The organism is Enterococcus sp. 2G9_DIV0600 (assembly GCF_002140615.1).
Lineage (GTDB): Bacteria > Bacillota > Bacilli > Lactobacillales > Enterococcaceae > Enterococcus_D > Enterococcus_D innesii.
On sequence record NZ_NGLL01000001.1, the window covers coordinates 50,736 to 62,473 of the forward strand.

Below are 11,738 nucleotides of genomic sequence, written 5' to 3' on the forward strand. Positions count from 1 at the left end.
GAAGCACCTAGGTTCTTTATTTTTCGACATCGTAAGCGATGTAGTGCGTGTTTAAAAGCTGTGCGACATGGATATTTTCTGAAGTACTGCCGCCTCCATGGGACCCGCAACCTAGAGTCAAGGAAGGATTTAAGTTCGTGGTGCCACCGATGGCTCCTAAAGCTGCTTGGGTATTGACTAAGATTCGGGCAGAAGGGATCGCCAGCCCAAATTCACGAACAAAGGTATCGTCTTTGGTATGAACGACAGCGGTGTGTCCAGCACCTTGGATCTTTAGCAACTCTTGGCAAAAACGAATGCCTTCCTCGGCATCAGCCACGGTATAAAACGCGAGGATCGGCGAAAGTTTCTCCCGCGCATAGGGATTGTCTTTAGCGATGACCGTCTGTTCCGAAACGAGGATTTTCGTATCACTTGGGACCGACAGACCACTCATTTCGGCAATTTTAACTGCTGGCTGACCGATGATCCGGGGATTCAGACCGCCCTCAGCCGTGGTGATAAAATCAGCCAGCCTTTCAGACTCTTCTTGATTCAAAAAGTAGCCGTGATTTGCTTTCAATTCAGAGATCACTGCATCTTTGATCGATTGCTCAACGACTAATGCCTGTTCAGAGGCGCAGATCGTCCCATAATCGAAGGTTTTGCTACGGATGATCTGATCAACGGCTTTCGCGATGTCTGCAGATTTTTCTAGCAGTGCAGGGGTATTACCAGGGCCGACACCGATTGCTGGATTGCCCGAAGAATATGCGATTCGAACCATCGCTTTACCACCAGTAGCCAAGATTAGATCGGTATCGGGATGTGCCATCAATTTTTGGGTATCCTCAATTGTCGGTTCTTCTAGTAATTGAACCAAATCGATCGGCAATCCGCATGCTTGCAGCACCTCTTTAAAGAGGGACACGGTCTCCTTGATTGCCTGCAGCGCTCGGGGGTGAGGGGACAAGATGATTGCATTTTTCGTTTTCAATGCCAAAAGTACTTTGAAAATCGTGGTGGATGTAGGATTGGTGGAGGGGATCAAAGCAACTAAGACACCCAATGGCGCAACGATTTTTAGCATCTTTTTCTCAGGAATTTCTTCTACGATTCCAACCGTCGGCATATCTTTGATACTGTTATATAATATTTCACTGGCAAATAAATTTTTGATGTTTTTATCTTCTGCGTTTCCAAAGCCGGTTTCTTTCTGTGCCAATTTTGCTAAGTGCATCGAGTGGCTGGTCAGTTTCTCTGCAGCTTTTCCCACCACGTAATCAACTTTTTCTTGCGAGGCAGTACGATAAAGTTCTTGGGCGTCTGACGCTTGTTTCATTAAGGAATCAACCAGTGTTAAGGGACTGTGCATCTTTGTCTTTGTCATCATATCAATCATCCTCCTTGTTTTTTATACTTTAATTATATGAGAAAGTAAGCGTTTTCTTTAGGAGGGTTCTATGCTGTTTCAGGACAATTTTATCCAAGATTGTTATATTTTTAACATGTGTTGTTATTGTTCATAAAAAGCAATAAACTTAATGATAAATGATTAAATATGGTATAATTTGAAAAAGAGAACACGGAAAGGAGCTGCTTTCATGTGCTACATTTTAGTTTCCACCCCAGATGAAAAGGAACGAAATCAGATAAAACAAGTGGTCAGAAAAGATTTTTTTAACGCCACGCTCTTGCAAGATGCTTGGACAATGGCTGAAACGGTAGCGATCGCTGGGAAAGTACACGTTGATATCCTCATCTTGTCAATCTCTAATGAGGCCGAAGATCCTTTTTATTGGACAGCCGAAGTCATGAAAAAACAGCCGAACATCAAACTGATTTTGATTGATGAGACGAAGAACTTCGACAATCTTCATCGCTCACTGCGCTGCGGAGCCATCGATTACTTAGTGCGGCCTTTAAGCAAGCAAGAGCTTCAGCACAGTATCCACCGTAGTATTCTCTCGTTGAATCAAATTTCCCTATTGCACTATTCTACGTCAGCGATCACTGATAATATCGCTGAACAAGTCAATCAGATCATTGAATACATCCATCTCAACTATCAACAGCCGATAACCTTAGATGTCCTTGCTGCTTTCAGCCACATGCATCGCAACTATATCAGCCGGATTTTTAAAGAAGCCACTGGGATGACTTTTACTAAATATTTGACGTTTTATCGAATAGAACAAAGCAAAAAGCTGCTGGTTACTACGGAGGATTCCATTGCTGCCATCGCTGAACAAGTGGGGTATGATGATGCGGGTTATTACACCCGGATCTTCAAACGTGAAACCAGCTATACACCGAACCAATACCGCAAAACCTTTACCTCTTCCTATGTTGCTGCAGATTTAGTGTTTGCCCAAAGAGAAATGAGTTCATGAGGGATTCCCTTGCTCAACTAAAAAAGCATGATCGCTTTTGGCAGCGACCATGCTTTTTGGTGTTCGTTCATTAGATCAATTGCTTCGCCCAAGGATCTGAGCAGTGATCTGGTAAAGATACGTTTTGGTTTCATCTTTGGTCTCAGGTAATTTCTGGATCGCCTGCAAAGCTTTTTTCGTATAGTCGGCAGCGAGTTTCTTGGCTTCCTCGATCCCAGCACTTTCTTGGACGATCCGATAGACTTCGTGGGTGTCGGTGTCCGTCATAGCGTCTTGTTTTTCCAGCAATGGGAGCAGCTGTTGGCGGTCACTTTTCAGTGCCATTAACAGCGGCAGGGAATAGACGCCTTGCCGAACATCTTCCAATACTGGTTTCCCTAAAGCAGCCGCATCTTGGCTGTAATCCAAGACGTCATCCATGATTTGAAAGGCAAGACCAATGGCTTCACCGATCTCACGGGCTTGATTGGCAAAGCGCAAGGAGGTGCCGCTTTCGTAAGCCCCGATGAAGCAGCTTAAAGCAAACAACTCAGCGGTTTTGCCGCGAATGTTTTCTAAGTAATCCTCGACAGTGACGGACAAATCGTATCGTTTGCTCATTTGTCCTAATTCGCCGGCCAGGATTTTTTCCATACTACGGGAATTCATCTGCAAGCTTTTCATGGAGCTGGCATAATCCGCCATCAATTTAAAGCAGCAGACGAAGAGGTAATCACCAGCATAGACAGCGACATCGTTGCCAAATTCGGAACGAATGGTCGGCAGCTTGCGGCGGGTGTCCGCATGATCGACGATATCGTCGTGGATCAACGAGGCAGTGTGGAGCATTTCGATCGAGGCCGCCAATGCGACGGCTTTTTCACGATCTTTGTCGCTGCCATAAGCAGAAAAGAGCAGCTGATAAGCAGGACGCAACAGTTTCCCACCTGAATGGATCATGGACAGGATCGCTTGTTCGACCTCTTTGTTTTTTAGTTTTAATGATTTTTCCATCAATTGCAAGGAGGCAGATAAGTCAGCTTGCAGTGCTGGATACTCTTGCCACATGGAATGAAGTTTCATAATTAACTCCTTTATTCTGAATCCGAGCGCCATTTGACTTTGGTCTGGCGTTCATAATCAATTTGAAAACGGCGCAGTGTTTCGACACGGCGCAGCAAGTAGTTGGCGGCGATCCCGATAGCGATCCCGGACAAGATCCCAAAGAAAGACAGGACCGGCAAGTAGAGCATCACGCTCCAGGATTGAGCGATCCATGAGGCGGTGATCAACTGTCCGACGTTGTGCAAGAAACCGCCAGCCGCACTAATGCCGATGATACTGACACGTTTAGGCCCCAACTGTTTCACCAAAGACATCCCAAAGTAGCTCAGTAAGGAACCACTCATACTATATAAGAAGGTTGAAACCGTTCCTCCTAGTAACGTCGTTAAAATCAGTCTTAGCCAAATCAAGAGAAAACTGTCTTTTTTCGGCATGGTGAACAAAGCAATAATGGTAATTAAATTTGCCAAACCTAGTTTCGCACCAGGCGCAAAGGCAAATGGATAAGGGATCATATTTTCAACTAAACCAATCACGACCCCTTGGGCGACCAGCAGTGAGATGAAAATTATTCGTTGTAATCGACTCATAAGCAAACGATCAATAGATTAGATCGTCGGTCTCACTCCCATCTGCGGCTTGGATTTCGATCACTAATTTATGAGGTAGACAGACGATGGTTTCCCCATTTTTACTGGCCCAGCCACGGCGCACACAAATCTGGTCGCCGCAATCAGCTTCCTTGATTCGGATCCGATCGCCTTCGATCTCCAGTAAATTGGTATCTCCGTCTTCATCTTCATAAAGATAGGTGTATGCTTTTTGACCTTCAACTAAGTCAAAACGTTTGATTTCTGTCCCATCGACCCGTAAGACGGCTTCTTTGTCAGCCGTTTGCGTCTGGCCAAAAATAAAAAGCGGTAAAAAAGAGCTGAGGATCAAAACAAGTATGATGACGCCATCCCATGGTTTTAAATGGGCATCGCGGATAAATTCTTTTAGTTTCATCAAAAAAGACTCCTGTTCTTTCATGTGATGTGTCTCATTCTAGCATAAGAAGACAAGATTCTACTAGCTGAATCCTCAATAATCCACCGATTTCTGTGCAAGGACGATCAAGAAAAAGTTCTGTACTTGGAAAGAGACCAAGACACTGATTGAAAATCAGAATGTCTTAGTCTCATGAAGTCGTACAGGTATTCTATTTTGCTGGCTTATTTATTGCCATATAAGGAGCGAGGGGTACCGTACCACCATTTTCCAAGGGTACGTTGCAACCATGGGATTACCCAACGGTCTAAACCGACTGCGCGTCCTGAACCGTTCATCAAGGCAAATGCAACTGGAATGAACCAGATGTTTACCCAGTAGAACATACCAGACATACAGAAAGTCAATACTAAAACGATAGTCGTTGCGTTTACTAACCAAGTGAAGAGACCAGCCATCAATGCAAGAGCTAAAGCAATTTCAAAGAAGACCATGAATTTTTGGAAGAACATTGCAACGTCGTTGTTTGGCATGATAAATTGCATAACTTTTGTGAACCAGTCAGGTGATTTTTCAATCACGATCATTGGTTGCTCACCGTAAGCATAGCTCAAACCGAAGTGTGCGGCTTGTGTCGCTGCATCGGCTGCTTCGCCGGCGCCACTAGCGGCACTTGCTGCATCGGCTGCTTCACTAGCACCACTGGCTGCATCAGCGACTGTTTGATATTCCCAAGTCCAAGGGAATACGCTGTTGCCTTGGAACCAAGAACCTTCACCGAACCAAGTACCAGGTTTGAAGACTTCCCCATTCGTACCCAAAATTTTCTTGAAGGCTTCAACGAACCAGACAAGACCATAGAAAATACGAAGCGGAACACTCCACAAGACGTTACCGTAACGAGACGTGTGACCACGGGCTACTGTCCGGTCATCTTTGATGTGGAAGATTTCATGCATTAAGTATTGGAACATGTAGTAACCAGAACGAATATCAAAGAAGTATTTCAAGTTAACGATGTGTTTCATAATGATCGCTAAGAAACCGCTCAGGTGAATCTTATTAAATAAGTTCGCCACGCCCCATTTGGCACCGATGGAAACCATAAATCCTTGGTAGTTTCCTTTGAATTTATGTTTTTCGCCGCCTTTAATGGCTGAAACGATATTCGTTGCTGCAGTGTGACCTGTTTGTTCAGCTGCTTGCACGATTTGTGGTGTTGGTGTATTCGGGAATTCTTCGAAGTAAACCAAGTCACCAATAATATAGATGTTTTTGTCTTCGTAGCCTTTTGCTTCCATGTACTCATTGGCAACTAGACGGAATCCACGCGCGGTTTCTAAACCGAAATCAGCAGCATCGCTAGTTCCTTTGACACCGGCAGTCCAGATCAATGTGTGGGTTGGGATCGTTGAACCATCTTTTAGTTTGATGTGGTCAGGTGCCACTTCAACGATTGGTGCATTCAAGACAAGATCAACATTGTTTTTCTTCAAGTAACGTTCTGCTTTCGCTGCATCGTTACGATCAAGCATGTTTAAGATCGTTGGCATTGCTTCAACGACTTTCAAGCTGATTTCACTTGGGTCCAATTTATAATCGGAAGCTAAACGATCTTTCCAATCGATCAGTTCACCGATCATTTCGATCCCGGTAAATCCAGAACCACAAACGACAAAGGTCAACATTGCTTTGCGTAATGCTGCATCTGGTTCGATCGCTGCTTTTGCGACAGTTTTTTCAATGTGTTCGCGAATGCGGACAGCATCGTCAAATGACCATAAAGTAAAGCCGTTTTCTTTAACGCCAGGTGTACCGAAGTCATTCGGTTCGCCACCCATCCCTAAGATCAAGTAGTCAAATGAATAGCTACCTAATTTTGTTTGGACAGTTTTATTTTCTTTATCGATCCCAGTTACTGTATCGGTTACTAAACGAACATTTTTCTTGCGTGAGAACAAGCGCTGCAAGTCATATTGAATTGCGGTAGGTTCTACACGTCCTCCAGCGACTTCATGCAGTTCAGTCATCATCGTATGATAAGAGTGACGGTCGATCAATGTTATCTCAACATCATTGTCTTTTTTCAATTTCTTTGCCATGTACTTCGTAGCAGAAACGCCTGCATAACCGGCACCGACAACGACAATGTTTTTCTTTGCCATTGCAAATCTCTCCTTAATAAAAATAATCTATGATAATAATTACACAATCGTTCCTATTATATAGACAAATGGTTCATTTGTCTAACGATTCTGATGAAAAAAACGCATATTTCCTGAAATTCGTGAAAACTTGCGAAAATCAAAAAATAAGTCATTTTTTCCAGAAAAAGCGGAAAGGAAGCGGTTGACATATCGTAAATTTACTTTACAATGTTAGATGTATCACAAACTTTTTTGTGGGGAAAATAAACAAGTAAAAGGTGGATAATTATGAAAGCAAAGAAATTGATTGTAGGTATGGCGGTATTTTCATTCGCAGCATTATTGTTAGGGGGTTGCGGAGCGGACAACAACAATACAGCTTCTTCGTCAACTAGTGAAAGTACATCACAAACTTCTGCAAGCGATTCAGCATCAACAGAAAGCACGGAAGCAACCGTCGTTGCAGGCGAGCCAATGCAAGATGGGACATATCGTTTAGAAGAAAAGAACTATAAAAACGACTACCGTGTTACCTTTGAGATCACAGTCAAAGATGGCAAAATCGTTGAATCAAAATATGACAACGTCAATGCGGATGGCGAATCAAAAACAGAAAACACTGAATACAATGAAACGATGAAAGAAAAAGCAGGTATCAGCCCAGAAGAGTTTATTCCTAAATTCAATGAAGAGTTAGTTGCCGCACAAAGCCCTTCTTCAATCGAAGTAGTTTCTGGCGCGACTCATTCCTTTGATTCCTTCCAAAACTATGCACAACAATTGATTCAAGCGGCGCAAGCAGGAAACACGGAAACCATTGAAATCGACAATGGAGCCGACTTGAAAGACGGAACCTATACATTAGAAGAAAAGAACTACTCAAATGGTTACCGCGTAGTCTTCTCAATGACTGTGGCTGACGGCAAAATCTCTGAATCAAACTACGACTACCTAAACGAAGCCGGCGAGTCGAAAAAAGATGATGCATCATACAACGAAAACATGGAAGCTAAATCTGGTACAAGTCCAGAAGAATTCATTCCAAACTTCAATGAAGCTTTTGTTTCTGCAGTCAATGCTGAAGATGGTTCTGTGGCAGACATGGATGTAGTTTCTGGTGCAACCCACAGCTTCCACAGCTTTGTTATCTATGCACAACAATTGTTGAATGCCGCTGAAAAAGGTGACCAAACAACAATCGAAGTGGATAACTTCGTTACTGAATAATCACAACTTTTTTGAATGAAGAGGACAGCATTCGCTTTGAGTGCTGTCTTTTTTTCGTGGGCAGCAAGGTCATAAAAGCAAGTTCGTGCAAAAGGAAGCAATCTGGCAGGAAGTTTTTTTTTAAAAGAACTGTTTTTTACAAAGAAGAAAAAGTTCGATTAAGGATTCCTAAAATACGTTGCGGAATCACGGAATGCCCCTTTTCATTCTGCTAAAAAAAGGCTATTATATGAAGGTTGAAGACAATAGAAAAGAGGAAAATCATGAAAAAGAAAGTAACGTTTTTTCTGATGTTTGTTTTTTTAGGCACAATGTTGGCAGCTTGTGGCAGTGATCAGGAAGCAACGACGCTGCGAGAAGAACCATATTTTCAAGAAGAATTTTTATTAGGCACTTATACTCGGATTCGCATTTATGATGAAGGCAAAGAGGACGCCATGAAGCCGGCCTTTGACCGCATCAGAGAGTTAGGCGATAAAATCACCATCAACCAAGCAGGGTCAGAGATCGATGAGATCAATGCGCAAGCTGGTATTAAGCCGGTAAAGGTTTCGGATGACATCTATTATTTGTTGAAAGAAGCCTATGATTATAGTGTGAAATCAGAAGGCGGCTTTAATATGGCCATCGGTGCCATCACCCAATTATGGCGAATCGGCTTTGATGATGCCCGCAAGCCAGAGCAATCTGAGATCGATGAAGCATTGAAACATATCAATTATGAACAAGTCGAGTTTAACGATGAAGATCAAACCGTTTATTTAAAAGACAAGGACATGATCCTTGACCTTGGGGCGATCGCTAAAGGCTACATCACGGATGAAGTAGTCAAAGTGCTGAAGGACAATGGCGTGACTTCCGCGATCGTCGATTTGGGCGGGAATGTCTATGTGTTAGGTCATAGTAACCGCGGCACAGATGAGCCATGGAATGTCGGAATCCAAGACCCGAACAAATCTCGCGGCTCGATTATCGGCAGTATCAAAGTAACCAATAAAACAGTAGTTACTTCAGGGATCTACGAACGTTATTTAGAAGTAGACGGCAAAACGTACCATCATATTTTCGATTCTGAGACTGGCTATCCTTACGACAGCGATGTGGCAAGTGTAACTGTCATCACCGACAAATCCATCGATGGCGATGGGTTAACTACGGTGGCATTTGATAAAGGGGTCAAGGAAGGCTTAGCCTATATCGAACAACATACCGAAGAGGGTACCGATGCGATCTTTATCACAAAAGAAGACAAAGTGTATGTAACCGACGGTATCAAAGATACCTTTGAACTTTCAGAGGAATCAGGCTACACGATGGGTGATCGTGCGGATTTAGAATAGGAGGAGTGAAAGATGTCTCTTTCAGTGTTTTTAGAAGTAGTGGAGATCCGTACCAAAGTGGCCAGTGTCTTCCCCTTCATTATGGGTGTGTTGTTCTCGTTGGTGTATTTTCATGAATTTCATCCTTTGAATACCGCAATCTTTTTTCTGGGGATGCTGCTGTTTGATTTGACGACGACGTCCATCAACAATTATATGGATTTCAAAAAAGCCAAATCAGAGACCTACAAATACCAGCACAATGTGATCGGGCGCGAAAACATCTCAGAAGCTACTGTTCGCAATCTGATTTTTGCGATGCTGGCAGGAACCTTACTGATCGGTCTTTACTTGACCTTTGTTACCGGCTGGCTGCTGCTAGTGATGGGGCTGGTGGTTTGTTTTATCGGGGTCTTTTATACCTTTGGCCCCATTCCGTTATCGCGGATGCCTTTAGGCGAGGTATTCAGCGGTGTAACGATGGGATTAGGGATTTTTGCCATCACGATCTATATCAATACCATTGATCAAAAAGTTTTTTATCTGGCACTGGATTTTGCGAACGGAACCTTTGGCTTAGTGGGGAATCTCTGGGCTGTGTGTGCCATCGTGTTGGCATCCTTGCCATTGATTTTCACGATTGCTGACATCATGTTAGCCAATAATTTACGGGATCTGGAAGCTGATATCGAAAACCATCGCTATACGCTGGTGTACTACATCGGTCGCGAAGCAGGTATCCGTCTGTTTCAAGGCATGATGTTGGCGTCTTATGCCGCTATTTTATTGGGCCTCTTGTTTGGTCTCTTTCAATGGCCAATTTTGCTCGTGTTTCTGACACTGCCAAAAATCCGCCAAAACTTGAAGGAGCATCAAGCCAGTCTGCCGCACCCACGTAGCTTCGGCTATTCGATTAAGAACATGATTTTATTCAACAGCAGCTATGCCTTAGGCTTGCTTTTGTGCCTGCTGTGGCAATTGTTTTAAAAAAAAGATCGACCTGCTCTTGAAAGAGCAGGTCGATCTTTTTTATGTGGGGAATGAAATAGCGCATAAAAACTGTAGAAAAGACATGATAAAAGAACGAGCATGATACTTATTATGAAAAGATGAGGCTCGCTTTTTCTGCGAAATTGATCGTAGCAGTAAAGTTTGTTTGAGAGCTGCCTAGGTTGCTTTTTATTTAACCCCCTCGGAATAAGCAGGTCTGTTTATGGAGTGTTTGTGTTTACGCTTGCTGTGACTGGTTACCTACGAAAGCAGCCTCAATACCGCTCCAAACTGATTTCTCCAGAAGAAAGCAACTTGCGCTCCGTCGCTGTTTCCACCACCAATTCACCGGTGTTGGTAATGTCTTTGGCAATCCCTTCATAGGTCACCCCTTGTTGCGTAAATTGAACGGTGCGGCCCAAAACGAAGGATTTCTGCCGATAGCGGGCCATATAATCCATGTCAGGCAGCTGCGCCAACAATTGGAAGAAACGACGCCAAATTTCTTGGATCAACGTGACTCGAGAAAAGGTCGGATACTCTTCACCAGGAAAGAGTGAGGTCGCTTTTTCCCGAATCTCTGCTGGAAACTGCTGTTGTGGAATTGAAAAACTGATACCGATACCGATCACAACCGAAGTAATGCGGCCTGTTTCAAAGTCACTGGTTGCTTCAGACAAAATACCGCAGATTTTTTTTCCATCTAAGTACAGATCGTTGACCCACTTAATGGCCGTTTCCTTCATTAGAAGAGCGTCGATGGCTTCGGCGACTGCCACCGCCGCCAAAACGGTATATTGTGGCAATTCTTGAAACGCTTGGTTTGGTTTTAAAAGCAAGCTCATATAGATCCCTTGTTTTTTCGGTGAGAAAAACGGTCGTTCGAAGCGGCCGTGACCGCCTGTTTGTGTTTCGGTCAAAAAAAGGGCGGGGGTTGCCAGTCCACTGTCCAAAGCGGCGATCTTGGCTTCTTTCATGGTGGATTCAACAGCTTCCTTGATTTGAATCGTGGGAATCATCGGCAAGGCGGCCGCAAGTGCTGCTTGATCGTAGCGATCATCCGAGACAAAGCGATAGCCGTTGGCCAAGTGTTCGAAATGATAGCCTTCTTTCTCGAGTTCTTTAATGGCTTTCCAGACTGCTGTACGAGAGATCGACAAAGCTTGGGCTAGTTTTTCTCCGGACAGTACAGTATCTTCTTTTTGTAATAAGGTCAGTATTTTTTCTTTTGTCGTCATAAGGATATCCTTCCTAATGTTTCACGTGTAACGTTTTCGTTAGCATAGCAAGAAATCGGCAAAAAGCAAAGTAGTTTCTTACGAAAAACAGTCCCCACCAGCCTTGTTTTTTTCTTTAGAAAATCTTAGGAAATGGGTGCGCCAGAAAAGCATTGTAACTTCCAATGAAAGCTTGACAGGAAAGTGCTTCATCTGTATAATAAGGAGTTGCAAAAACTATCTGAACGAAAAAAGCAGAAACGAAATATTGTCCGTTTCGGCTTAGGAATAAGGAAACAAAAGTAGAAAATGCCCAATGCATCCGTTCTATTTTTGGTTTTTTTTTGCCTAAAAGCCGCAAAAAATGCTTTCTGTAACCTATATTTAATATTTGTTACAGTTTTGTAAATAATCGGATAGCCTTTTTGAAAG

10 protein-coding genes are annotated in these 11,738 nt (G+C 43.4%); 4 read left to right on the forward strand and 6 right to left on the reverse strand.

What is annotated here, in order from left to right:
- Positions 1–16: 16 nt before the first annotated feature.
- Positions 17–1,372, reverse strand: coding sequence for an aldehyde dehydrogenase family protein (locus tag A5870_RS00290; protein ID WP_242595936.1), 1,356 nt, complete (start codon positions 1,370–1,372; stop codon positions 17–19).
- 211 nt (positions 1,373–1,583) lie between these two features.
- Between A5870_RS00290 and A5870_RS00295 the strand changes: the two genes are divergently transcribed.
- The gene (locus A5870_RS00295) at positions 1,584–2,372 is read left to right on the forward strand and encodes a response regulator transcription factor (protein WP_086291459.1); all 789 of its coding nucleotides are present in this window, start codon (positions 1,584–1,586) and stop codon (positions 2,370–2,372) included.
- 75 nt (positions 2,373–2,447) lie between these two features.
- Here the strand turns inward: A5870_RS00295 and A5870_RS00300 are convergent, their stop codons facing one another.
- The 4 genes from A5870_RS00300 to A5870_RS00315 form a co-directional block, all read right to left on the reverse strand.
- Positions 2,448–3,434, reverse strand: a complete 987-nt coding sequence (locus A5870_RS00300; RefSeq protein WP_164890366.1) for a polyprenyl synthetase family protein — start codon at positions 3,432–3,434, stop codon at positions 2,448–2,450.
- Between the two features lie 11 nt (positions 3,435–3,445).
- Positions 3,446–4,006 carry a Gx transporter family protein gene (locus tag A5870_RS00305; protein WP_005232987.1) on the reverse strand — a complete coding sequence of 187 codons (561 nt, stop codon included), beginning with the start codon at positions 4,004–4,006 and terminating at the stop codon, positions 3,446–3,448.
- Positions 4,007–4,016: 10 nt separating this feature from the next.
- Positions 4,017–4,424, reverse strand: a complete 408-nt coding sequence (locus A5870_RS00310; protein WP_005230326.1) for a NusG domain II-containing protein — start codon at positions 4,422–4,424, stop codon at positions 4,017–4,019.
- Between the two features lie 206 nt (positions 4,425–4,630).
- On the reverse strand, positions 4,631–6,571 hold the full coding sequence (locus A5870_RS00315; protein ID WP_005230327.1) for an NAD(P)/FAD-dependent oxidoreductase: 1,941 nt from the start codon (positions 6,569–6,571) through the stop codon (positions 4,631–4,633).
- A 270-nt stretch (positions 6,572–6,841) separates the two neighbouring features.
- Between A5870_RS00315 and pplA the strand changes: the two genes are divergently transcribed.
- From pplA to menA, 3 genes are all read left to right on the forward strand, one after another.
- Positions 6,842–7,780 carry an extracellular electron transfer flavoprotein PplA gene (gene pplA / locus A5870_RS00320; RefSeq protein ID WP_077454144.1) on the forward strand — a complete coding sequence of 313 codons (939 nt, stop codon included), beginning with the start codon at positions 6,842–6,844 and terminating at the stop codon, positions 7,778–7,780.
- A gap of 263 nt (positions 7,781–8,043) precedes the next feature.
- Positions 8,044–9,120 (forward strand): FAD:protein FMN transferase, encoded by a 1,077-nt coding sequence (locus A5870_RS00325; protein WP_086291461.1) that lies wholly within the window; start codon positions 8,044–8,046, stop codon positions 9,118–9,120.
- A gap of 12 nt (positions 9,121–9,132) precedes the next feature.
- Positions 9,133–10,086 carry a 1,4-dihydroxy-2-naphthoate polyprenyltransferase gene (gene menA, locus A5870_RS00330; RefSeq protein ID WP_086291462.1) on the forward strand — a complete coding sequence of 318 codons (954 nt, stop codon included), beginning with the start codon at positions 9,133–9,135 and terminating at the stop codon, positions 10,084–10,086.
- Positions 10,087–10,364: 278 nt separating this feature from the next.
- Here menA and A5870_RS00335 read toward each other — a convergent pair whose 3' ends face one another.
- Positions 10,365–11,327: a biotin--[acetyl-CoA-carboxylase] ligase gene (locus A5870_RS00335; RefSeq protein WP_086291463.1), complete on the reverse strand. Its 963-nt coding sequence runs from the start codon at positions 11,325–11,327 to the stop codon at positions 10,365–10,367.
- Between the last annotated feature and the right edge of the window lie 411 nt (positions 11,328–11,738).

Bases quoted from the DNA above. Each gene is read 5' to 3' on its own strand.
- A5870_RS00315 (WP_005230327.1), bottom strand. From the start codon at position 6,571: ATGGCAAAGAAAAACATTGTCGTTGTCGGTGCCGGTTATGCAGGCGTT.
- A5870_RS00295 (WP_086291459.1), top strand. From the start codon at position 1,584: ATGTGCTACATTTTAGTTTCCACCCCAGATGAAAAGGAACGAAATCAG.
- A5870_RS00335 (WP_086291463.1), bottom strand. From the start codon at position 11,327: ATGACGACAAAAGAAAAAATACTGACCTTATTACAAAAAGAAGATACT.
- A5870_RS00300 (WP_164890366.1), bottom strand. From the start codon at position 3,434: ATGAAACTTCATTCCATGTGGCAAGAGTATCCAGCACTGCAAGCTGAC.
- A5870_RS00305 (WP_005232987.1), bottom strand. From the start codon at position 4,006: ATGAGTCGATTACAACGAATAATTTTCATCTCACTGCTGGTCGCCCAA.
- menA (WP_086291462.1), top strand. From the start codon at position 9,133: ATGTCTCTTTCAGTGTTTTTAGAAGTAGTGGAGATCCGTACCAAAGTG.
- A5870_RS00325 (WP_086291461.1), top strand. From the start codon at position 8,044: ATGAAAAAGAAAGTAACGTTTTTTCTGATGTTTGTTTTTTTAGGCACA.
- A5870_RS00290 (WP_242595936.1), bottom strand. From the start codon at position 1,372: ATGATGACAAAGACAAAGATGCACAGTCCCTTAACACTGGTTGATTCC.
- pplA (WP_077454144.1), top strand. From the start codon at position 6,842: ATGAAAGCAAAGAAATTGATTGTAGGTATGGCGGTATTTTCATTCGCA.
- A5870_RS00310 (WP_005230326.1), bottom strand. From the start codon at position 4,424: ATGAAACTAAAAGAATTTATCCGCGATGCCCATTTAAAACCATGGGAT.